Annotated in this window: 18 protein-coding genes and 1 pseudogene; 6 read left to right on the plus strand and 13 right to left on the minus strand. The window is 71.2% G+C overall.

Annotated elements, in window-relative coordinates:
- The 7 genes from MHW47_RS08325 to MHW47_RS08355 all read right to left on the minus strand — a co-directional run.
- On the minus strand, positions 1 to 439 hold a 439-nt coding region (locus MHW47_RS08325; protein ID WP_239221988.1), incomplete at its 3' end, for a hypothetical protein.
- Positions 440 to 534: 95 nt separating this feature from the next.
- Complete coding sequence (locus MHW47_RS08330; RefSeq protein WP_239221989.1) at positions 535 to 1218, minus strand: uracil-DNA glycosylase; 684 nt, start codon at positions 1216 to 1218, stop codon at positions 535 to 537.
- Positions 1219 to 1323: 105 nt separating this feature from the next.
- Positions 1324 to 2901, minus strand: a complete 1578-nt coding sequence (locus MHW47_RS08335; protein ID WP_239222008.1) for an ABC transporter substrate-binding protein — start codon at positions 2899 to 2901, stop codon at positions 1324 to 1326.
- Between the two features lie 117 nt (positions 2902 to 3018).
- Positions 3019 to 3774, minus strand: a complete 756-nt coding sequence (locus tag MHW47_RS08340; RefSeq protein ID WP_239221990.1) for an SDR family oxidoreductase — start codon at positions 3772 to 3774, stop codon at positions 3019 to 3021.
- Between the two features lie 20 nt (positions 3775 to 3794).
- Positions 3795 to 4556 (minus strand): 3-oxoacyl-ACP reductase FabG, encoded by a 762-nt coding sequence (gene fabG, locus MHW47_RS08345; protein ID WP_239221991.1) that lies wholly within the window; start codon positions 4554 to 4556, stop codon positions 3795 to 3797.
- Between the two features lie 195 nt (positions 4557 to 4751).
- Complete coding sequence (locus MHW47_RS08350) at positions 4752 to 5135, minus strand: DUF3037 domain-containing protein (RefSeq protein WP_239221992.1); 384 nt, start codon at positions 5133 to 5135, stop codon at positions 4752 to 4754.
- A complete protein-coding gene (locus tag MHW47_RS08355) occupies positions 5132 to 5980 on the minus strand; it encodes a HipA family kinase (RefSeq protein WP_239221993.1) in 849 nt (282 codons plus the stop codon). The genes MHW47_RS08350 and MHW47_RS08355 overlap by 4 nt, the downstream gene beginning before the upstream one ends.
- A gap of 255 nt (positions 5981 to 6235) precedes the next feature.
- Here MHW47_RS08355 and MHW47_RS08360 point away from each other — a divergent pair, with 255 nt between their 5' ends.
- Positions 6236 to 6457 carry a serine hydrolase gene (locus MHW47_RS08360; RefSeq protein WP_374230067.1) on the plus strand — a complete coding sequence of 74 codons (222 nt, stop codon included), beginning with the start codon at positions 6236 to 6238 and terminating at the stop codon, positions 6455 to 6457.
- Positions 6458 to 6570: 113 nt separating this feature from the next.
- Here MHW47_RS08360 and MHW47_RS08365 read toward each other — a convergent pair whose 3' ends face one another.
- Positions 6571 to 7800, minus strand: a complete 1230-nt coding sequence (locus MHW47_RS08365) for a serine hydrolase (protein WP_239221994.1) — start codon at positions 7798 to 7800, stop codon at positions 6571 to 6573.
- A gap of 310 nt (positions 7801 to 8110) precedes the next feature.
- Here MHW47_RS08365 and MHW47_RS08370 point away from each other — a divergent pair, with 310 nt between their 5' ends.
- The 5 genes and pseudogenes from MHW47_RS08370 to fxlM all read left to right on the plus strand — a co-directional run bounded on the left by MHW47_RS08370 (position 8111) and on the right by fxlM (position 16977).
- Positions 8111 to 9040 (plus strand): LysR family transcriptional regulator, encoded by a 930-nt coding sequence (locus MHW47_RS08370; protein WP_239221995.1) that lies wholly within the window; start codon positions 8111 to 8113, stop codon positions 9038 to 9040.
- Positions 9041 to 9604: 564 nt separating this feature from the next.
- Positions 9605 to 11605 carry an ABC transporter ATP-binding protein gene (locus MHW47_RS08375; RefSeq protein ID WP_239221996.1) on the plus strand — a complete coding sequence of 667 codons (2001 nt, stop codon included), beginning with the start codon at positions 9605 to 9607 and terminating at the stop codon, positions 11603 to 11605.
- A gap of 182 nt (positions 11606 to 11787) precedes the next feature.
- Positions 11788 to 13218, plus strand: a complete 1431-nt coding sequence (locus MHW47_RS08380; protein WP_308381578.1) for an NUDIX domain-containing protein — start codon at positions 11788 to 11790, stop codon at positions 13216 to 13218.
- Positions 13215 to 14615, plus strand: coding sequence for a methyltransferase (locus tag MHW47_RS08385; protein ID WP_239221997.1), 1401 nt, complete (start codon positions 13215 to 13217; stop codon positions 14613 to 14615). The genes MHW47_RS08380 and MHW47_RS08385 overlap by 4 nt, the downstream gene beginning before the upstream one ends.
- Positions 14612 to 16977, plus strand: a pseudogene (gene fxlM, locus MHW47_RS08390) (methyltransferase, FxLD system). The gene MHW47_RS08385 and the pseudogene fxlM overlap by 4 nt, the downstream one beginning before the upstream one ends.
- 412 nt (positions 16978 to 17389) lie before the next feature.
- Here fxlM and MHW47_RS08395 read toward each other — a convergent pair.
- The 5 genes from MHW47_RS08395 to MHW47_RS08415 form a co-directional block, all read right to left on the minus strand.
- Positions 17390 to 18121 (minus strand): dienelactone hydrolase family protein, encoded by a 732-nt coding sequence (locus MHW47_RS08395; RefSeq protein WP_239221998.1) that lies wholly within the window; start codon positions 18119 to 18121, stop codon positions 17390 to 17392.
- 343 nt (positions 18122 to 18464) lie between these two features.
- A complete protein-coding gene (locus MHW47_RS08400; protein ID WP_239221999.1) occupies positions 18465 to 19724 on the minus strand; it encodes a D-arabinono-1,4-lactone oxidase in 1260 nt (419 codons plus the stop codon).
- Between the two features lie 189 nt (positions 19725 to 19913).
- On the minus strand, positions 19914 to 20798 hold the full coding sequence (locus tag MHW47_RS08405; protein ID WP_239222000.1) for a carbohydrate ABC transporter permease: 885 nt from the start codon (positions 20796 to 20798) through the stop codon (positions 19914 to 19916).
- Positions 20795 to 21757 carry a carbohydrate ABC transporter permease gene (locus tag MHW47_RS08410; protein WP_239222001.1) on the minus strand — a complete coding sequence of 321 codons (963 nt, stop codon included), beginning with the start codon at positions 21755 to 21757 and terminating at the stop codon, positions 20795 to 20797. Before MHW47_RS08410 ends, MHW47_RS08405 begins: the two co-directional genes overlap by 4 nt.
- Entirely contained in the window at positions 21754 to 23094 is a 1341-nt protein-coding gene (locus MHW47_RS08415) for an extracellular solute-binding protein (RefSeq protein WP_239222002.1), read from the minus strand. Before MHW47_RS08415 ends, MHW47_RS08410 begins: the two co-directional genes overlap by 4 nt.
- Between the last annotated feature and the right edge of the window lie 27 nt (positions 23095 to 23121).

Here is a 23121-nt window from a genome sequence, read left to right on the forward strand (position 1 = left end):
CCAGCCGGTCGATCTCCGCCCGCACGCCTCCCCCGTAGCCGTCGTCCGTGCCGTCGTCGGCGAGCACCGCCGAGGCCGCCCGCGCCCGTTCCAGATGGTCGCGGGCGGCCGCCGGGCGGCGGAGCTTCACGTAGTCGGCGGCGAGACTGAGGTGCAGCGACGGGTAGAAGGCCCGTACCGCCTGGGCGTCGGGCAGCGCGTGGGCGGCGGTGAGGGCCCGCAGGTCCCAGGCCAGCTCGTCGGCCGGGTCGTCCTGCGTATCGGCCAGGTAGTGGGCCAGCGTGCAGCGGTGCAGGGGGTCGCCCCCGTCGCCGATCTCGGACCAGAGTGCGGCGAAGCGGTTGCGGGCCTCCTCCCGGTCGCCGCCGTGCAGCAGCATGACCGCCTGGCCGATCCTGGTCGTGAAGAGGTCCTCCGCCGTCTCCCGCTGCTCTGTCACCACAGCCTCCCTCGCGCCCGTCCGCCCGCGTCCGGCGGCCGGTCCGGCTTCCGACGCTAACCGCCGGGGCGGGCGGGCGCGGGGAGGCTCGGGGGTCAGCCGAGGTCGGGGATGCGCCAGTCGATGGGCTGGTGGCCCTGCCGGGCGACGGCCTCGTTTATCTGGGTGAAGGGCCGGGAGCCGAAGAACTTCTTCGCCGACAGCGGGGAGGGGTGCGCCCCCTTCACCACGGCGTGGCGCTCCGTGTCGATCAGCGGGAGCTTCTTCTGCGCGTAGTTGCCCCAGAGCACGAAGACCGCCGGGTCGGGGCGGTCGGACACGGCCCGGATCACGGCGTCGGTGACCTTCTCCCAGCCCTTGCCCTTGTGCGAGTTGGCCTCGCCGGCGCGGACGGTCAGCACCGCGTTGAGCAGGAGGACGCCCTGCTCGGCCCACGGCATGAGGTAGCCGTTGTCCGGGACGGGCAGGCCCAGCTCCTGGTTCATCTCCTTGTAGATGTTGCGCAGGGAGGGGGGAACCTTGACGCCGGGCCGCACGGAGAAGCACAGGCCGTGGCCCTGGCCCTCGCCGTGGTAGGGGTCCTGGCCGAGGATCAGGACCTTCACCTGGTCGAACGGGGTCGCCTCCAGGGCCGCGAACACCTGCTCCCGGGGCGGGTAGACCGGTCCGGCGGACCGCTCCTCCTCGACGAACTCGGTGAGCTCCTTGAAGTAGGGCTTCTGCAGCTCTTCGCCGAGGACGCCGCGCCAGGACTCGGGCAGCAGGTCGGTGTCGGTCACGTGAACAACCTCCGGTAAGCAATCCGTTCTTGGTTCCAGAACCTACCGGGCGCCACTGACAACGCGGTCCGCGAGCGGGACGCACCGGCCCGCCCGCGCGCGCTCCTACCAGCTGGCCTTGCGGTACAGCTCCCACATCTGCATGACGGTCTGCGGGTCGAGCGCCCGCTCGCCGCCGCCGATGTCCTCGCCGGCGGCCACGTAGAGCTTGCCCTGCCACAGCGGCAGCAGCCGTACGTCGTCCACCAGGATCTCCTGGGCCCGCTCGAACTCCTTGCCGACCGTGCCCCGGTCGCTCAGCTTGCGGGACCGCGGCAGCAGCTCCTTGGTGATCTCGTCCTTGAGGTAGGGCGTGCCCGTGACGCTGTTCTTGCCGACGAACGGGGCGATGAAGTTGTCCGGGTCCGGGAAGTCCGGGAACCAGCCGCGGCCGAAGACCGGGTACTCCCCCTGGTTGAAGCCCTCCTGGAAGGTCTTCCAGGGCCTGCCCTTCAGGGTGATGCGGAAGAGGCCGGATGCCTCCAGCTGGCGCTTCAGCTCGGCGAACTCGGGGGCCGTGGACGAGCCGTAGCGGTCGGTGGTGTACCAGAACGTCATGGCGACGGGGGTGGTGATGCCCGCGTCGGCCAGGATCTCGCGGGCCTTGTCCTTGCTGGGGTCGCCGAAGGTGTCGAAGAAGGCGGTGGTGTGCCCGGCGATGCCCTTGGGGACCATCGAGTACAGCGGTTCGGCCGTGCCCCGGTAGACCTTGGCGACGAGCGCGTCCCGGTCCACCAGCTGGGCTATCGCCCGCCGCACGGCCGGCTTCCCGGCGGCCGGGTCGGCCGGGTTGAAGACCAGGAAGCGGATGTCGGCGCCGACCGATTCGACGATCTGGAGATCGTCCTTACCGGCCTTGTCCTCGATGTCGACGACGTCCGCGGCGGACAGGCCGCGGTAGGTGGCGTCGATCCGGTTGTCCTTGAGGGCCGCGACCATGGCCCCGGACTCCTTGAAGTACCGGATGGTCACGGCGTCGTTCTTGCGGTCGGCGAAGCCCTTGTAGTCGGGGTTCCTGACCAGTTCGGAGCGGTCGCCCTGCTTGTAGGCGTCCAGCAGGTACGGGCCGGAGCCGGTGACCTTGCCGTCGGAGCGGAGCTTGTTCTTCGAGTACGCGCTCGGCGCGACCAGGGACATGGCCGGGGTGGCCAGCACGAACGGGAAGGTGGCGTCGGGCTTCTTCAGGTTGAAGATGACGACGTCGTCGCCCTTGGTCTCCACCCGGTCGAGCGAGCCGAGCATGCCCACCGGGCCGCCCTTGAGGCCGATCTGCGTGATCCGGTCGATGGAGTACTTGACGGCCTCGGCGTCCAGCTTGTCGCCGTTGGAGAACTTCAGCCCCGGGCGGAGCCGGCAGCGGTAGGCGGTGCTGGTGCGGTCGGTGAACCGGCACTCCTCGGCGGCGTCCGGCTCGGGCTTCGTACTGCCGGTGGGGAAGCTGACCAGGGTCTGGAACACGTTGCGCATCAGCTCCCAGGAGCCGTCCCACGCCGCCGCCGGATCCAGGGTCGAGGGCTCGCTCGTCGACCCGACGACGAGCTTCTGATCCACGTCCGAGGCATCGCCGGGCAGGAGCCCGCAACCGGCCAGCAAGGACAGGGACACAAGGGCTGCAGCGGCCTGCAGTCTGGCCCGGTAGAACACGTGCACGCTCCTCGATCAGCCATGGGTCGGCAGACCATACCGCAGCGCCCCGCCAGGTCAACCCGCAGGCCCGGCAGGGCGCTTGAGGCATTCAGGGCCATATCGGCCCAGGGCGTGTCAGCCCACTCCGGCATTGAGGAAGATGCCGCCGTCGACCACGAGGGTCTGGCCCGTGATCCAGCCGGACTGGCTGGAGGTGAGGAAGGCGGCGGCGCCGCCGATGTCCTCCGGCACGCCCAGCCGGCCCATCGGATAGGAGGCCGCCGCCTCCGCCTCGCGGCCCTCGTACAGGGCCTGCGCGAACCGGGTCTTGACGACGGCGGGCGCGATCGAGTTGACCCGGACGACCGGCGCGAACTCGTGCGCCAGCTGGAGGGTCAGGTTGACCATGGCCGCCTTGCTCATGCCGTACGCGCCGATGAAGGGGGAGGCGGAGACGCCGGCGATCGAGGCGATGTTGACGATCGCCCCGCCGTTCTCCTTCTGCCACGCCTTCCAGGTCTGCTGGGCGAAGCCGAGCGCCGAGACCACGTTCGTCTCGAAGACCTTGCGGGCGACGTTCAGGTCGAGTTCCGCGATCGGCCCGAAGACCGGGTTGGTGCCGGCGTTGTTGACCAGGAAGTCCACCCGGCCGAACGCCTCCATCGTGCGGGCGACGGCCACCGCCTGGTGCGCCTCGTCGTGCGCCTTGCCCGCGACGCCGATCACCCGGTCCGAGCCGAGCGCCTCGACGGCCTCCTTGAGGGCGTCCTCGTTGCGCCCGGTGATGCACACCCGGTCGCCGCGCTCGACGAACGCCTGCGCGATGCCGTAGCCGATGCCCCGGCTCGCGCCGGTGATCAGCGCGACCTTGCCGCTGTCCTGCACAGTCATGATGTACGCAGCCCTTCGGGTCAGTTGAGCGGTCCGCCGGCGACGTACATGACCTGGCCGGAGACGAAGCCGGCAGCGTCGCCCGTGAAGAAGGCGATGGCGTTGGCGATGTCCTCGGGGACGCCGACGCGCTGGACGGGGATCTGGGTGGCGGCGGCGGCCTGGAACTCCTCGAAGCCCATGCCGACGCGCGCGGCGGTCTGCGCGGTCATCTCGGTGACGATGAAGCCGGGCGCGACGGCGTTGGCGGTGATGCCGAACTTGCCGAGTTCCTTGGCGAGGGTCTTGGTGAAGCCCTGGAGGCCCGCCTTGACCGCCGCGTAGTTGGCCTGGCCGCGGTTGCCGAGCGCCGAGGAGGAGGAGAGCGACACGATGCGGCCCCACTTGGCGTCCACCATGTGCTTCTGGACGGCCTTGGCCATCAGGAACGCGCCCTTGAGGTGCACGTTCATCACGGTGTCCCAGTCGGACTCGCTCATCTTGAAGAGCAGGTTGTCGCGGAGGACACCCGCGTTGTTGACGAGGATGGTGGGCGCGCCCAGCTCGGCGGCGACCCGTGCGACGGCGGCCTCCACCTGGGCGGCGTCCGACACGTCGCAGCCGACCGCGAGCGCCGTGCCCCCGGCGGCGGTGATCTTCTCGACGGTGTCCTTGCAGGCCGCCTCGTCCAGGTCGAGGACGGCGACCGCGCGGCCCTCGGCCGCCAGCCGTACGGCGGTGGCGGCGCCGATGCCGCGGGCCGCTCCGGTCACGATGGCTACGCGCTGCTCGCTGGTCGACATGCTTGGCTCTCCTCGCCCTTGGATAGCGGCTCAGCGGACGTCGGGCGCTCCCGGCGGGAACCGGCCCGATGACTGAGCAACCGCTTAGTACCTTCAGCAGTCGAGACGCTAGAAGCCCTGGCACCCGGTGTCAACGGCACACGGGCGCAGCGGCGCATGTCACACTCCGGCCGGCCCCCGTCAGCCGGTGCGCGGTCAGCGGACCAGCAGGTCGAGCAGCCGCTCCACCTCGGCCTCGGGGTCGGCGGTCAGTCCGCTGTGCACCGGTCCGGGCTGTACGACGGTGGAGCGGGGGGCGATGAGCCAGCGGAAGCGGCGTCCGGCGTCGTCCCCGGCGGCCTGGCCCGCGTCCGTACCGCCGCGGCAGACGCCCTCGACGGCGTGCAGCGCGGCGCGGACCCCGGTGACGTCGGCGCCGGGGTCGAGCGCCCGGAGCTTCACCTCGTCCAGTTCGGTGCGGGCGGCGACGAAGCCCTTGGCGCGGCAGTAGACGACCACCCCGGCGTTGAAGCACTCCCCGCGCTGGACGCGGGGCACGACGCGCAGCGGCGCGTACTCGAAGACATCGCGCTCGCTCATGCCGGGCCGCCCTTGCCGTCGTCCTTGCGGGGCCGCGGGGCCAGGCGCTCGGTGATCCAGCCGGGGGCCTGGGAGGGTTTGTCGGGGGTGGGTGCGTCCATGACGATCCGCTCGTGGATGGTGGCGGCCCGCGCGAGCAGCGCGTCGGCGTAGGCCCGGCGCAGCTGGTCCGCCGAGTCGAAGCCCGGCTCGTCCACCAGCCACTCGTCGGGTACGTCGGCGGTGACCTCGGCGAGCAGTTCGGGCGTGACCTTCGGGGCGAGCGCGGCGGCGGCCGACGCGATGTCGGGCCCGAAGGGCGCGAGGGCGTGGTCGGAGGCGTTGTAGGGCTTGGCGGCGGAGGCCTGGGCGGCGGGCCAGTTGTGGTGCCAGATCATGGTGGCGCCGTGGTCGATGAGCCAGAGGTCGCCGTGCCAGACGAGCATGTTGGGGTTGCGCCAGGAACGGTCGACGTTGTTGATCAGCGCGTCGAACCAGACGACCCGCCCGGCCTCGCCGGGGTCCACCTCGTAGGCCAGGGCGTCGAACCCGAGGGAGCCGGGCAGGAAGTCCATCCCGAGGTTGAGCCCGCCGCTGGCCTTGAGCAGTTCCTGCACTTCCTGGTCCGGCTCGGCGAGCCCGATGACGGGATCGAGCTGCATCCGCACCAGCGCGGGCACCCGCAGCCCGAGCCGCCTCCCGAGTTCCCCGCAGATCACCTCGGCGACGAGGGTCTTGCGCCCCTGTCCGGCCCCGGTGAACTTCATGACGTACGTACCCAGATCGTCGGCCTCGACGATCCCGGGGAGCGACCCGCCTTCACGCAGGGGCGTGACGTAGCGGGTCGCTACGACCTCTTGCAACATTTTCCCAGGCCACCCATCTCTTCAACCTTGCAACCCACGGAAGCCTTGTCCGGGGCGCAGAGGCCGGGAACACGCGTCGACAGCGCTGGGGGGACCCGGGGAGTCCCGGCCGGCAAGCCGATCCCCGCGCTTCCCGGGCAGACCGTCGATGGCGCCGCGCCCCCTGCTGCCGTCCTCCGGCACGAAGTGAGCATAGTAACCCAGAGTGATCGCGGGCTAGGAGCCCGTCGCACCAAGAGCTTCACCGCCACCACAGTGCTGTGTCAGGTCGAGAACGGCCAGATCGACCTCGACGCGCCGATCGGCGGGTACCTGCCGAAGCTGGTACCCGGCGCACGAGGCACGGCGATCACCGTCCGGACGCTGCTCACCCACACCAGCGGCCTGGCCGAGTACCTCCCGTACGCCTCTCCGTCCTCAAGGCGTTCCCCGACCTCTCCACCACCGGGCCCGACAGCCTCGACGACCACCGGCTGACGCACACGGACTCGGCCTGCACCCGATGGAAGGTCCCGGTCAGGACACCTTCTGGGGCCACGGCGGGACGGTCTGGGCTCCGACGCCTCCCTAGATCATTCCGAAGCGATCAGTCAGTCGTCGATCGCCTGATAGAGAGTGGTCCAGAAGTCGTTCATCACCTGGACCGGGGCAGGGAGGGTCGTGCCGACCTGGGTGAGCAGGATTCCTGTGAGACCGGTGACCGGGTCCGCGTACGTGGAGGTGCCCGCGCCGCCGTCCCAGCCGAACTGGCCTGCGGGCGCGTAGTCGCCGCGGTAGGTGCGCACGGCCATCCCGAGGCCCCAGCCACCTTGCTGTCCCTGCCCGAATGAGATGTGGACGTTGTCCAGGGCCAGTTTGGTCCGGGCGGCCAGCTGCTCCGGAGTGAGGCGGTTGGTGGTCATCAACTCGACGGCCTGCCGGGACAGGATCCGCTCGCTGCCGTGTGTGCCGCCGTTCAGCAGCATGCGGAAGTACGCGTGATAGTCGTCGGCCGTCGAGGTCAGGCCCGCACCGCCGCTCGGGAACGACGGCGGGGCGCTGTGGCGTCCGCCTTCGGCCTCGTCCCACACGTGGAACTCGCCGCTCTCCGGGTCCGGGGCGTACAGCGGGGGCAGCCGGTGCATCTGGTCGGCGGGCACATGGAAACCGGTGTCCTTCATACCGAGCGGCCCGAAGACGCGCTCGTTCAGGAAGGAACCGTACGACTGGCCCGTGACGCGTTCGACGAGCACGCCGACCAGGTCGCTGGCGATCTGATACTGCCAGCGTTCGCCCGGTTGGTACATCAGCGGCAGTTCGCCCAGCCGGCGCATCCACTCGTCCGGCTCCGGCATCGGTGTCGGCAGGTTGGGCGTGATCCCCTGCTCGAAGAGCGCACTCATGATGGGCGTGCCGAGCACCGTCATATCCATGCCGAGTCCGAACGTGGAGGTCAGCACGTCCCGTACGGTGATGGGCCGTCGCGCGGGGACGGTGTCGTCGACGGGGCTGTCGATCCGCTTGAGCACCTGCCGGTCGGCGAGCTCGGGCAACCACTCGCGCACTGTGTCGTCCAGGCGCAGCCGGCACTCGTCGAGCAGGACCATCGCGGCCGCGATCGAGACCGGCTTGGACGTGGAGGCCATGCGGAAGAGCGTGTCCCGGCGCATCGGCTCGCCGCCCTCGTGGCGCATCGTGCCGATCGTCTCGACGTGCGTCTCGTCGCCCCGGCTGAACAGCGCCACCAGGCCGGGGATCTTGCCGGAATCGACGTGCCGGGCCAGCACGTCGCGTACGCGCTGCAGCCCGGCCTTGTTGAAACCGCCGGTGTTCTGGCCCATCCAAAAGCTCCTTGGGGTGAGGGGGATCGTGCGACACGCGGGTACAGAGCCGGTTGCTGCACCGCACCGACCTTCAGCGGCGCAGAGGAAAGACCGGCGACCGTGACGGGCGCGCCGCGCGGCCCGATCCGGCCCGATCCGGCCCGATCCGGCCCGCGGCACCCTGGCCGGAATCACTCTCACCCGTGGCCGAAGGGCCATCAACAGCCGGATCGACAAGACACCGTTGCCCGTCGGTGCATCGATGCGCGTTGTGTCAACACACCGTCGACCATTAGGTTCACGTCAGGAAGGGGTGGTGGGACGGGCGATGGAGCTGCGCGAAATCGAGATTTTCCTGACTCTGGCGGAGGAGCTGCACTTCGGCCGCACCGCCGAACGCCTCCACGTCACCCCGTCCCGAGTGAGCCACGTCATCAAGAAGCAGGAACGCCGCATCGGCTCCCCGCTGTTCGAGCGCACGTCCCGCACCGTGCGTCTCACCGCGCTCGGCGAGGAGCTCCGCGACGAGCTGCTGCCGGCGCACCAGCGCATCCGCAGTGCCCTGGAACGGGCCACCGTCCAGGGGCGGGCCATGGAAGGGGAGCTGCGCATCGGCTATACGACCCCCTGGTGCGCCGAACTGCTGCTGCGGGCGGGCGACGCGTTCCGGTCCCAGTACTCCGGCTGGTCCGTGCGGGCCAGGGAGATCCCGTTCACCGATCCCTACGGCTCGCTCCAGCGCGGCGAGGTCCACGCGCAGATCGCGGAGTTCCCCGTGCTCGAACCCGGCATCGTCACCGGACCAGTGCTCTTTCGTGAGCCCAAGGCCCTGATGCTGCCCGCCGACCATCCGCTGGCCCGCGCCTCGACGGTGTCTCTGGAAGACCTGGCCGACGTGCCGATGATCCGGCTGGAGCTGGACACCATCCGATCGAAGGCCGCTGTCGAGACCCACTTCCCTCAGCGCACCCCCATGGGCCGCTCCATCCCGCGAGGTCCCTCCTGCTCCTCCTGGTACGAGATCCCCGTGATGGTCGCCGCCGGGTTCGGAGCGTCGATCGTGGCGGCGCGGGCCGCGGAGTACCACGCTCGACCGGGCATCACCTTCGTCCCCTTCAGTGACGCGCCGACGCTGGACTACGGCGTGCTGCTGCCCGCCGCCGGTACCGCTCCGCTGGTGGAGCCCTTCGTCGACCTGCTCCGTACCCATGCGGCCGGCGCTCCCCTCCCTGCCCGGGAGGGCCGGCTGCGGCGCTGACCCCGGCACGTCGTTGCCCGGGCAGGCACCACGTCGCCGTGCGCCAAGGCCAGGCTGAACCGGCTTTGTTCACGAGATCGGGTTCTGGCGCTTTCCGCGAAGCGCGTACGCCGCGTGACGACTGACCTGACCGTACCCGCGCCGAGCACGCCGCTGTCCACGCGCTGCTGGCCGCCGGCCACAGCCGACGGTCGGTCCAGCGCGAGCTCGGCGTGACTTACCGCACCGTTCAGCGGGCGGCCGTCGCTGCACGTCCAACCACTCGAACGTGTGGATTCAAAAGCGACCAGGCAGGCGGCCCTTGCCCGAAACGCGAAAATCGCCAGCACGTTCGAGACATTCACCCGTCCGTGGCCGTTACGGCTTTGGGTTCGGCGCGTTCTTAGAGCACCAGTACCAACCGCCGGCCCAGACGGAGGACACCATGAACACCGCTCCCGCCCCCGCTAATCGCTCCGGATTCGAACAGCGACGGCGGGTTCCGCTCACCACACCGCCCTCCGGAACCCGCCCGTCCGACCTCTTCGCGCACCGTTCAGCACGACGGGATACGAGGTGGGGGGCATGAGCGGCGGCAGTGACGCAGACGGCATCCGCCGGGGTGCGGTGCCTGGCCCGCGCGAGGCGGAGCTTCCGCTGCCGCCCGCCGCTGTGCCCGGCGGGCCGCACGACGGAGACATCGCGGACGGTCTGGAGGAGGCGTACTGGACCGTGTACGACGGCGCCGCGTCCAAGGCCACGGTGGGGCAGATCCTCGCGCGTCTCCCCCGGATCGTGCAGCGGATCGGTCGGCTGGCCTGGGCAGCGGACCGGGCCGCGACCCTCTCGGTCGTGATCCTGCAGATGGCGTCGGCCGCGATGACGGCGTTCGGGCTGATGGCCTCGGTCGCCGTCCTGCGGGAGCTGTTCGCCGAGGGGCCGACCCCGGACCGGGTGCGCGCGGCCGTCCCCCAACTCCTGGTCGTCGTCGGCCTTCTGGCCGCTCGGGCCCTCCTGGAGGCGGGCGTCGCCGTCGCGGAGGCCCGGGTGACCCCGAAGATCCGCACCGCTCTGGAGTGCGAGTTCCTCACCCTGACCGCCCATGTGCGGCTGGAGGTCGTCGACGACGCGGACTGGCACGACGAGGCGTACCGGGCCAACGACCGCGGCCTGTTCTACGCCCGGCAGATCGTCGGCCAGGTCGTCTCCCTGGCCGCCGCACTGCTCGGGCTCGTGGGCACCGCCGGCGTCCTGGGCGTCCTCCACCCGGCCCTGCTGCCGCTGCTCCTGCTGTCCGTGCTGCCGGTCGGCGCAGCCGCCGTACGGGCCGCCCGGGCGCGCTTCCACAGCTTCAAGCGGTGGAACACGCTGCAGCGCAGGGTGCGGGTCTTCTCCTGGCTGCTGCTGGAGCGGGACGCCGCCGCCGAACTCCGCTCGGACACCGCGCAGGGCGCGCTGCTGGACGAGCACCGGCGTCTGACGACGCGGATCGCCGAGGAGGACACCCGGCTGGGCGTGGGCTCGGCCCGGCTGGCCCTGGCGGGCCGGGCCGTCGGCGGGATCGGCACCGGCATCACGTACACGGCGCTCGGCGCCATGCTGATCGCGGGCTGGCTGCCGCTGGCCGCCGGGGCGGGTGCGGTCCTGGCCATCCAGGCCGCCCAGTCCTCGCTGACCCGGCTCGTCGAGGTTTCGCACCTGGTCTACGAACACGCCATGTGGGTGGACGACCTGCTCGCCTTCCAGAAACGCTGCCGCACCCTCCAGCCGCGGCGCGGCGGGCTGCCCGCCCCCGAGAACGTGAAGACCATCGCGCTGGAGGACGTGTCCTTCACCTACCCGGGGAAGGACACCCCGGCGCTGGACGGTATCTCCTTGACGCTGCACGCCGGGCAGACGGTCGCGTTCGTCGGCGTCAACGGCAGCGGCAAGTCCACCTGCGCCCGGCTCCTCGCGGGCCTGTACGAGCCCCAGGACGGGGGCACGGTCGCCTGGGACGGCGTGAACGTGCTGGACATGGACGCCGAATCGCTGCACGCCCGGGTGGGCTGCGTGCTCCAGGACCCGGTGCGGTTCCCGTTCAGCGCGCTGGCCAACCTGACGGTCTCGCGGGGCACACTCACCGAGGCCGACCCGCGCCGGGCCCTGGACGCCGCGCGGGCCTCCGGCGCCGAGCAGGTCATCGCCGCACTGCCCGGCCGGTGGGAGGCGCTGCTGTCCAAGCGGTTCCGCGGCGGTCAGGAACTGTCCGCCGGCCAGTGGGCGAAGATCGCCGTCGCCCGCGGCCTGTACAAGAACGCCCCCGTCCTGCTCCTGGACGAACCGACCGCCAGCATGGACCCCCGCGCCGAGCACGCCGTGTACGAAGCGGTCCTGCGGGACAGTCCGCGCCCTGACAGGATCACGGTGCTGATCTCGCACCGGCTGGCCAGCGTCGTCGCCTGCGACCGCATCTTCGTGTTCGACGCCGGCCGCATCACCGAGAGCGGCACCCACCAGGAGCTGATGGACCTCGGCGGCGAGTACGCCGCCATGTTCACCCTCCAGGCCGCCGGCTACCGCGCCGAGGCCGGGGAGGCGGCGTGAGGCCCGGCCCCGCACACCCTCGCGCCGGCCCGCCGCCCTTCGACGCGCCCGGGACCGGGCACTTCTGGGCGACGTCGTGTCCTCCCTCGTCAGCGCCTGCTGCACCGCTCCCTCCCCACCCCTCCCTTCCGTCCCCCACGTCCCGAGGTGATCACGTGCTGCCTTCCCCCTCCGATATCCGAGTGACCATCGAGACCTACCTCAGCCGGCATGCCGAGGAACGCCCCTCCCTCGAAGGGCTGCTTGCTCTCCTCGACAGCGCTGAGGAACCGTCCAGCCGCGCCACGATGCCCGGCCACGTGACCTGCAGCGCCGTGGTCATCGACCGCGACCGCCGGGTGCTCCACATCGGCCACCGGGTGACAGGGTTACTCCTCTGCCCCGGCGGCCACGTCGAGGCGGGTGACCGTGCGCTCCTGGCCGCGGCCGTGCGCGAGGTGTGCGAAGAGGCTGGGCTGCGCCCCGGCGACCTGTGCCTGACCCCGCAGTTCCTCGGCGAGCCGATCGATGTGGACGTGCATGACATCGACGCGAACCCGGCCAAAGGTGAGCCCACGCACCAGCACTTCGACGTCCGCTTCGCGTTCTACCTCGCCGCCGAGCAACCGCCTGCGCTCACCCTGCGGGACGAGGAAGTCAGCGGAGCCCAGTGGCTCCCGTACGCCGACGTGCGGTCCCCGACGCTGCGGGCCAAGCTGCTGGCCGCCGAGGCACATGGTCTCGACGGGCGGCCGGAACCGGTGAACGCGTCCGCGATCGTCCACGACGGCCACGGCCGGTACCTGCTGCACCTGAGGGACGCCAACAAGCCGTGGATCTGGGAGCCGGGACGCTGGTCGCTCCTCGGTGGCGGCCGGGAACCGCAGGACCGGACCCTCCTCGACACCGTCCGCAGGGAGTTGCGCGAGGAGGCCGACCTCACGGTCGCCGGCCTGGAGCCGTACGCGGTCGAGTGGGTCACCGGCATGGACGGGATGAGCGTCCCGGTTCAGGTGTTCACCGGCCGGTGGAACGGAGATCCGGCCCGTCTGCCGCTCACCGAGGGCGTGATGGTCGCCTGGATGCACCCGGAGAAGTTCCCGTACATGACGATGCTGTCCTCGACCCGGAAACTCCTGCAACGGCACGCCGCCGAGCATCCTCCCGCGACCGCACCGGCCGGGCCGCCGCCGGGGACCGTTCCGCACGTGGTCGGCGTCCACCTCTACCTGGAACGCGACGGCCAGGTCATGCTGGGGCTGCGCCACCCGGACTCGGCCTTCGCGGGCCGCACCTGGCACCTGCTCGCGGGCCACTGCGAGGCGGAATCGGCAACCGCCTGTCTCGTGCGGGAGGCGTACGAAGAGGCCGGGCTCGTGATCAACCCGGCGGACGTCGAGTTGGTGCACACCGTCCACCTCGTCAACCGGCCAGGTGCCCAGCCCCGGATCAATCTGTTCTTCCGCGCCCGGACGTGGGAGGGCGTTCCGGAACTGAGGGAGCCGGACAAGTGCGTGGCCTGGCAGTGGTGGAGCGCCAAGGACCTGCCCGACCCGATCGTCCCCTACGCGCGGACCGCGATCGAGGGCATCACGGCCGGCCGGGCGTACAGCGAGCTGGGGTGGGGCCAGTGACCGGCTCCGCATCGCAGGGCGCGTACGGCGCCCGCTCCCGCATGGTTGACCAGCTCTCGACGGACGGTGTTCTGAGCGACGTGCTGCTGCGCGAGGCACTGCTGCGCCTGCCGCGCGAGGTCCTGCTCCCCCACGCGTATGTGCGGGTCAGCGGCCCGGGTACGCATCCGATCGACTGGCGCCTCCTCGACGGTTCCCATCCCGAGGATCGTCAGGAGTGGCTCGACCTGATCCACAGCGGCGAGTCGGTCCTGCTCCAGCGTGACGGCCAGGGACTCGACGCGCTGGCCCGCGGGCCGGTGACCGGCGGACACATGACGTCCATGTCCACGTACCTCCCCGCCACCGTCGAAGCTCTCCAAGCCCTCGAACTCGGCCCCGGGCAGCGGTATCTGGAGCTCGGCAGCGGGCCCGGCGTCTCCCTGGCGCTCGCCGCCGCCGTCACCGGCCCCGGGCTCTGCAGCGGGGTGGAGCGGGACGGGCACATGGCCGCCTTCGCCCAGCGGAACCTGGAGCGGCTGGGCGTCGGCGCGGCCGTCGCCGTGGGCGACGCGCTCGACGGGTGGGCGGCGCGGGCGCCGTACGACCGGATCCACTCCGGCATCGGCGTCCCCCGGGTGCCCGAGGCGTGGATGGACCAGCTCGCGCCCGGTGGCCGGCTGCTCACGACGCTCGTGACCCGCACGCCCAGCTGGCCCGGACAGCTTCTGGCCACCCGCACCGGCGCCGGCGGGATCGAGGCGGTGCTGCGGGGGCGACCGCGAGGCTACCGGCCCATGCTCGGCTACCGGTGGCTCGACGCGGTGCCGATGCGGCCCGGGATCAAGGCCGACCCGGGTCTGCCGCGCCGGACCCGGTTCGCGCTGCCGCCGGACGACGCGTACGGCTTCTGGCTGGCGGCCGCGTATCTGGCGCCCGGGCTCGTCCGCGACTTCCAGGCCGGGACGATGACGATCGTCGCTCCCGGCGAGGACTCCTGGGCGGTCGCCGGGCCCGGCGAGGCGACCGTCCGCGTCCACGGCCCCCGTGACGTCTGGGCAGACCTGGAGGACGTGCACGCCCGCTGGGTCCTGTCCGGACGGCCCGACACGTACCGGGTGACCGTCCCGGAACACGGTGGTCCGCAGCACGTCTTCTCCGGCACCGGCCGGCGCGCCCTGCAGTGGGTGCTGCCTCCGCTCGCGCCGGTGCCCCCACCGCCCCGCAGCCCCTTGCCCGGCCGAGCACGCGACCAAGACCCTGTGAGCCTGTCCGACGCCACGGCGGACGCCTGCACGGTCCTGTCCGTTCCGGACGGCGCGTCTCAGGCATCTCCAACGGCACAGCCCATCCCATCCCATCGCGAGCCCGTCGAACGCCGGCCCGGCTCTGCCTACGTACGAGGAGCAGCACGGTGACGTACACAGCCCGCACCGAGTGGGAGCAGCACTTCAGCGAGGGCCGGGGGTTCCGGCCGGTCGGTGAGCGGGAGCGGGAGATCCTCGCCGAGCACGCCCCCGCTCCGGGCGGTGGCCGCGCGCTCGACGTGGGCTGCGGCACCGGCGAGTTGGCCGCCTGCCTCGCCCTGCTCGGCTACACCGTGGACGCCGTCGACTTCGCCAACAGTGCGCTCGCCCGGGCCCGCGAGGAGCACGCCGGTGTCGAGGGCGTGCGCTGGCTGCGTCTGGACATCGAGCGCGACGACCCCGCCCCGCTGCACGAGGAGGGGTACGACCTGATCACGCTCCGCCTGGTGTGGGCGTTCGTGCGGGACCGGGGACGTGTCCTGCGCGGGCTGGGTGAGCGGCTGCGGGACGGTGGCGCTTTGGTCGTCATCACCCCGATGGCGGAGAGCACGCCCGAGGAGCGGCGCGGCATCGCCTTGGACGAAGAGGAGATCGCCGTGCTCACCGCCGGATGGGCGACGGTGGAGCGCCTGCACGCGCACGGCTTGGCCGTCCTGGTCCTGCGCGGCCCCTGCCCCACCGGGACGAGGGCCGTCGAGAAACGGCCGCCCACCGCCCATGCCCTGACCGGTGCCCTCGCGGTCGTCACCGACGACGCCGGCCGGGTCCTGCTCGGCCGCTCCCGCCGCGGCATGCTCGAACTGCCCGGCGGCAAGACCCAGGGCCCGGAGGACTTCGCCGCTGCGGCGGTCCGCGAGCTCGCCGAGGAAACGGGCCTGGTCGCGGAGCCGGCGGACGCGTACGTGGTGACGATGCTCGTCGACGACAGCCACGGTGTCCCCCGGCTCACCGCCGTCGTCCGCATCACCGCGTGGACGGGCAGCCCGGCCAACCCGGAGCCGGACAAGTTCCACGGCTGGGAGTTCTACGACCTGCACGCCCTGGCCTGTGTCGGCGACATCTTCGTCCCTGCCGCCCAGGCGTTGGATGCCGTATGGCCGGGCGTCATCCCGGACCTGCCGCCGGTCGTCTCCTACCCGCTCGCCGTCGAGCGGCCGCCTGTTCCGGGCGAGCCGGCCGAAGCCGTACGGCTGCGCCGGGCGATGGCCCGGACGGTGATCGAGGGCGGCTGGGCCCCGTCCGCTGCCGTACGCGAGGCGCTGGAATCCGTGCCCCGGCACCGCTACGTCCCGGAAGCGGGCCTGGCGGTGGCGTACGACGGCGGTGACCGGGCGGTCGTCACGCGCCGCGATGAGACCGGGACGGCGATCAGTTCCGTCTCCGCGGCCTGGCTGCAGGCCGACATGATCGAGCAACTGCGCCTCGACCCGGGCGCGCTCGTGTTCGAGGCGGGGTCCGGTGGCTACAACGCCGAGCTGATCGCCCACGTCGCCGGAGCCGAAGGGCGGGTGGTGAGCGCGGACATCGACCCGTGGGTCGTACGCCGCTCCCGTGCCTTCCTCACGGAGGCCGGCAGCGGGCGCGTCACCGTCGTCGAGGCCGATGCGGCGCTCGGCGCCCCCGCCCACCTCGTGCCACGCGGCGGCTTCGACGCCACCCTGATCACCTACAACTGCTGGGACATCAGCCCTGCCTGGGTCGAGCAACTGTCCGACGGAGGGCGCCTCGTGCTGCCGCTGGAGATGGGCGGCTACACCAGGTCCGTGACCTTCGAGCGGCGCGGCGAGGTCCTGCACGCCCGTCACTTCACGTACTGCGGTTTCGTCCGCGACCAGGGGCAGCGGGCCCGCACCGCCCCCGTCGTACCCCTTCTCGACGGGGCGCTCAGCATCCGCTTCGACGAGGGCGCCCCGGCCGGAACCCACGGCGTGCGGAAGGCACTGGACGGTCCCCGGCACGAGATCGCCACGGGCATCACGATGGGGGCGAACGCCTACTTCGGATCCCTGCAGCTGTACGCGGCCACCACGCTGCCCGGCTTCTGCCGGCTGCACGCCCACCAAGATCCCGGGGTCACGGTCATCCCGAAGGGCCGGGACGCGCCCGCCGTCCTCGGCGACGCCTCGCTCGCCTACCTGACCCACGTCCAGACCCGGCACGGCGAAGACCCGCAGGACCGTGCATGGGAGTGGGTCGTGCACGCCTTCGGCGAACAGGGCCCACAGCTCGCCGAGCAGCTCGCGGCCACGGTCCACGCCTGGCACCGCCACATCCGCGCCGAGGACAACAACGAGCATGCGGATCCCGTCCTGACCGCCCACCCGACAGGCACCCCCGCCCATCAACTCCCCGCCGGAGACGTCCTGGACAAGGCGTCTACCGGCTGGTGTTCCAGTGGCCCGGCCGCAACGGACACCTCCCAGCCCCGACCAGGCCCACCGACACAGCCACCAGGACCACGGGAGCCACATGATCACCTGGCTGAACGGTCCCTTCGACAGCGGCAAAACACCCCTCGTCGCCGGCCGTCACGCGATGGTCCATAGGCCTGCCGCATTGCCGGGGCGGCCGAGCGCACGTTCGGTTTCTCCGGGTCCACGCGGACTTCGGCCATCAAGAATTCTCCCGAAGGCACTCCACCCTCGACCGATGTGCCGAAAGGCGGTGGCCAGAAGTACTTCCGAGCACCCCTCGACACCTCCGACTTCCCGCCAACTCCTTCCCCTCTCGCGAGGCGCATTCGCCACGTCGACGCAGGTGAATTGCCGGCAGCCAGCGGCAACTCGACACGACTCGGTGGTGTGAGGACAGCGCACGACGACTCACAACAGTGCCGGTCGGGATCCGGTCCCCGACCGGCGCGTCGCGGACTGCAGGCGGCGGTGTCAGCCGAGGTGTCGGGCGAAGAATCGCAGCGTGCTCTCCAGCTCGAATGCCGGGATCTCGCCGTGCTTGCCGGGGTTGGCGTGCAACGTTTTCTCGGCCGAGGCCAAGGCGTCGAACAGGGCCAAGCTCTGAACCCGTGGCACCCGCTCGTCGTCCCACTGCACCAAGAACTCCACCGGGACGGTGATCCGGGCGGCGGCCTCGGCCGACGCCGGCACTCCGCCCAAGCCCAGTACCGCCGCGCGGACTCGTGGTTCGGCAGCGACGAAGGGAACACCGAGTCCACATCCCAGCGAGACCCCCCAGTAGCCCACCGGGCCGGTGCCTACGTGCTCGAGTTGCTGAACCGCGTCCAGGACCGCTCGCCATTCCGGCACGGTCCGGCGGGCCACGAGTGCCTGGAAGCCGGCGATCAGCGGGGCCAACTCTTCGCCGGCTTCCACCCGAGCCTGGTTCTCGGTCGCGATCCGGTCGTACTCCTCGACCTTCGGCCGGTCGCCATGGGCGGGCACGTCGACCGCCACGACCGCGAAACCGCATTCGGTCACGAAGCGGCGTGCACGAGCCAGGACGTCAGGGGCCTTCTTGTGCTGACCGCCACCGTGTCCCATCAAGACGAGGGGACGAGTGGCGACGGCACCTTCTGGCGTCCACAGGACGCCAGGAATGTCGCCGAGGGTGAAGAGCTGTTCGCGGACGCCGTCGGACGACGCCTCAGATATGAAGCGCATAGCGGTTCATGCCTTTCGGGATGCCTCTGCGGGCGCTCCCTAGGCCATGCGAAGGAGGAAGGCCCGACCTGTCAAAGCGTTGATCGGTCTCACCTCCTCAATTCGCAGTAGTGCACGGCGGCAGGAACGTATCACGAAGGTCTCCGCCCTGGCCCGGGCAGGGATACCGACAGGGCGAGCCCTGTCTGATGCGGCACTGGATACGGATGACGGCACGTCGCCGGCCTCCCGCCGGAACCCCGTACGAGCAGCAGCAGTTCCGCGCGCTCATGGCGGAGCACGGGGTCGCGGACGGGGCGCCGGCCGAGACCCGGGGTCTGTCCGGCCGTTTTCCGTGGGCGGTTCAGCGCGGGAAGTAGCGGGCGAGGAAGTCGTTACGGAACTTGCCCGTCGGGTCGACGTGCGCCGTCAGGTGCTCGAAACGGTCGTACTGGGGGTAGAGACCGCGCAGGGCCTCGGGTGGCGTGACGAAGAGCTTGCCCCAGTGCGGCCGAGCCGCGACGGGGGCGAGGGCGTCCTCGATCACGTGCAGGGCCTTCAGCACGGCGGCGGTGTCCGGCAGCCAGGTGAAGTGGAAGGCCACGGAGTCGCGTCGGTGGGCCGGGCTGAGCCATTGGCTGTCCGCGGCCACGCTCCGGATCTCCCCCACTTGCAGATGGGGGGCGAAGGCGTCCCGGACGGCGTGCAGGGCGTCGAACGCCGCGACGGCGTCCTCACGGGCGACGAAGTACTCCGACTGCAGTTCGTCGCCGCTGCTCGGGGTGTGCTCCAGCCTGAAGTGCGGCAGCCGGAACGGGGAGGGGCCCGGCAGCCCCAGCTGCGGGGTACAGGAGTCGGCAGGCATGCCGGGGACGGGGTGTCGCGGGCCGTCGGCGCGGACGGCACCGAGCCACCGCGACGGCTCGTCCGCGGTCCCCGGGGCATCCGCGCGCCGCTTCAGCCACACCTGGTCGATCAGATCTCCTCTCCACCGGGTGAAGAGGCTGACGCTGTAGGCGGCGGACATCACCTCGTCGAAGGCGCCGCGCAGGGCGGTGACCGGCAGGTCCTCGTAGACCCACTGCCGGACGTCGAAGGCCGGCACCAGGTCCAGGGTCAGCGTAGTGACCACGCCGAGAGCGCCGAGGGCGACCACGGAGCCGTCGAAGTGTTCGTCGCCCCGCTCCGTCGTCACCAGATCGCCGGAGGCCGAGACGTAGGTGACGGCCCGTACGGCCGAGGCGAGGGTGCCGTTGCCGTCTCCCGACCCGTGCGTACCGGTCGCACAGGCACCGGCGACGGAGATGTGGGGCAGCGAGCCGAGGTTGTGCAGGGCGAGCCCCGACTCGTGGAGCAGGCCGGTGATCTCCCCGAACCGGGTTCCGCCGCTCACGGTGGCGGTACCGGCCCGCGTGTCGATGTCGAGCACGCGGGGCAGGCCGGCCGTGGACACCAGGTCCCCGGTGGTGTCGGCGATCGCGTTGAAGGAATGGCCCGTTCCCAGGGCACGCACGGCACGGGAACCGGCCACCAGCTCCTGCAGTTCCCCGACCGAGGCGGGGGCCCTGAGCCGTTCCGCGCCGAAGGTGATGTTCCCCGCCCAGTTGGTGGTGGTGTCACTCATGTTCGTCCTCTGCGGAGGGCCCCGCGGCCCTCCGTCCCTCTTGGCCGCGGATGCCCGTGGCACATCGGTGGTCTCGTTCTCGGCCCCGGGACCGGGGCCGCCCGGCGTTCGCGGTGCCGGAGATGCCCGGGGTCGATCGGGGCGTGGACGCGGCGGCCGCCGGACCGCCGTCCGAGCACCGCCGCGGGCTCACTGGCCGGCCAGACCCGTGTGGGCGATGCCCCGCACGATCTGCCGCTGGAACAGGGCGAAGACGAGCAGCAGGGGCAGGCCCGCGATGACCACGGAAGCCATGATCTGGGCGTACCGGACCCCGAAGCCGGACTGGACGGTGACCAGTCCGACCGGGAGGGTCATGGCCTGGGGGTCCGTGGTCACGAGGAACGGCCACAGGAAGTTGTTCCACGTCGAGATGAACGTGAAGATCGCGACCGCCGCGAGGACCGGCCGGGACAGCGGCATGACGATCGTCCAGAAGACCCGCCAGCGCCCGGCGCCGTCGACGAAGGCGGCCTCCTCCAGCTCTCTGGGCACCCCTTCGAAGAACTTCACCAGGATGAACACCATGGCGGGCACGGCGACCTGGGGAAGGATCACTCCCCAGTAGGTGTCCACGAGCCCCATCCGGACCATCTGGGTGAACAGCGGTGCGATGAGGACCTGGGGCGGCACCATGATCCCGGCGAGGACGAGGCCGTACAGGAGCTTGCGGCCCCGGAACGTGGTCCGGGTGAAGCCGTAGGCGGCCATGGCGCACAGGAGGACGGTGAGCACGGTGGTGATGCCGGAGACGATGACGGAGTTCACCGTCCACCGCAGCAGGTCACCCGACTCCCACACCTTGGCGTACGCCTCGAAGGTGATCCGCGAGCCGATCCACTCCAGCGGTGTCTTGGTCGTCTCCCCTTCCGGTTTGAGCGAGGTGGCGACGGCCCAGAGCAGGGGCAGCAGCCAGGCGGCGGCCAGAACGAGTGCCACGGCGAGCAGCGAGATCCTGCCCGCGGTCCAGCGGGGCCGGCGGCTCGTGGGGCCGGTCGATCGGGTGGTGCGGTCACGGACGGTGGCGAGGCTCATGCGCCGGCCTCCTCTTTGCGCCGGGCCAGCACGGGCTGGACCAGGGAGACGATCAGGATGAGGGCGAAGAAGATGTAGGAGACGGCGGACGCGTAGCCGATCCGGTAGCCGGTGAAGCCCTGTTGATAGACGTACTGCAGGATGGGCCGGGTGGAGTCGTCGGGTCCTCCGCCCGTCATCAGGTAGACCTGATCGAAGATCTTGAGCGAGGCGAGCACCTGGAGGACGAGCACGAGGCCGGTGGTGCGCCGCAGGAGCGGCAGGGTGATGTGGAGCAGTCGTCGCCACGCGCCGGCGCCGTCGAGCTCGGCCGCCTCGTACAGGTGCTGCGGTACGGCCTGGAGCGCCGCGAGGTAGAGCAGGAAGTTGAACCCGACCGTCCACCACACGGTGGTCAGGATGATGGAGAGCATCGCGTAGCGCTCGTCGCTCAGCCAGCCGATGCCGGGTTCCAGTCCGGCGGAGGCGAGCAGCTGGTCGGCGAGCCCGAATCCCGGCGGGAAGATCATCTGCGCGAACAGCATGCAGACGACGCCGGAGGGCAGCAGGAAGGGCGCGAACCAGCTGATCCGCCAGAGCCACTGCACGACCCGCAGTTGGTGGGCGAGCAGGGCGAGGACGAGTCCGACCAGTACGAGGGGGACGGTGGAGAGCACGGTGAACCAGACGGTGTTCCACAGCGAGGACCACATCTGCGGGTCGGCCAGCGCCTCCGCGTAGTTGTCCAGGCCGACGAACTCCGCTTCGGTGCCGGTGATGTTCTCGCTGGTCAGGCTCATCCCGAGGCCGCTGATCAGGGGCCAGACGAGAAAGAGACCGTAGACGATCAGGAAGGGGGCCACGAAGACGAGACCATGCTCGGTCCACTTCCTGCGGACGGTCCGGGACGGTGCCGTGACGGCGTCGTGGCCCGTGCCTGGGGCCGAGGGGGCCGGGGCGGAGGGGGTGAGCGTGGTCATGACGCGACTCCGGGAAGGGGGTTGCGGGTGCCGAGGAGAAGTCCGAGCCGGTGCTTCGCCTCGGAGAGCGCCTGGCGGGGGGAGCGCGACCCGGTGAGCAGCGTCGAGAAGACCTCGCCGAGTTCGATCCACATCCGGGAGGCGGAGCCGGCGAACCAGGCCGGTTCGTCGAGCACGACGTCGTCGATCACGTCGCGGTAGGCCGACTGCGGGTCGAGCGCGAGGTAGGCGGGATCCGAGAGGATGGGCCGGTACGCGGGTACGTGGCCGCCCGCCGCCCACTCGACGGAGTTCTTCAGCATCCAGGCGACGAAGGCGTAGGCGGCCCGGTCCGTCTCGATGTCGCGCCCGCGCTGGTGCGGCAGGACGAAGGCGTGGGAGTCGGCCTGCGTCGTCGCCCGCTGCCCGAACAGCGCGGGGACGCGGGCCATCGAGAACGGTATCCCTCCCGTTCGGAAGGTGGTGACCTCCCAGTCGCCGTTGAGCTGGAACGCGGTCCGCCCCTGGTTGAAGATGCCGACGGCGGCCCCGTAGTCGGCGCGGCGCCTCCACAGCCCTTCGTCCACGAGTGCGGCCATGTACTCGAGTACCCGCAGGGCCTTGGCGTCGTCGAGGGCCAGGCCCTTGCCGTCGGAGGTGAGGACGGTGCCGCCGGTCTGGGAGTAGAAGGTGGAGAAGAGGCGCCAGGGGGTGATGCAGTCCGGGCCGAGGGTCTCGGTGACGAGGGGGGCCGTGCCGGTGACCTTCTTGGCGGCGCGCAGGGCCTCGGTGAACTCCGCCGTTCCCTTGATGGGCTTGAGACGCTTCCCGTCCATCAGGCCGGCCTTGCGGCAGATGTCGGTCTGGTAGTAGAGCACGACGGGGTGGGTGTCGAGAGGGACGGCGTACTGGCGGCCGCCGATGTGCCCGCGTCGCCACAGGTCCTCGGGGAAGTCCGCCGGGCGGATGCCCGCCTCGGCGAGGAGGTCGGGGTCGAACGGGTCGAGGAGTCGTCCGGGGCCGAACCCGGCCAGCCGGGCCATGTGGAGCGCGGCGACCTCCGGCGCGCGGCCTCCGGCGCCCGCCATACCGAGCTTGGTGTAGTAGGGAGCGCCCCACTGGAGCGTGGTGGCTTCCAGGTCGATGTCCGGATGGGCGGTGCGGAAGGCGTCCAGCATCGTCTGCATGTTGACGCCGTCGCCGCCGCCGAACAGATGCCAGAATCTGAGCCCGGTGCGGCCGGACGCGGCGGCCGACGGCGCGGCGCAGCTCGCGGTGGACGCGAGGGCGCCGACCGTGGCGAGGGTACTCAGGGAGCCGGCCAGGACACGGCGCCGGCTGGGATGGGGTGATTGCATCGCGGCTCGTCTTTCCGGGGTACGGCG

Origin of the sequence: Streptomyces sp. OfavH-34-F (genome assembly GCF_022347745.1) — a bacterium.
In the GTDB taxonomy this organism is placed as follows: domain Bacteria; phylum Actinomycetota; class Actinomycetes; order Streptomycetales; family Streptomycetaceae; genus Streptomyces.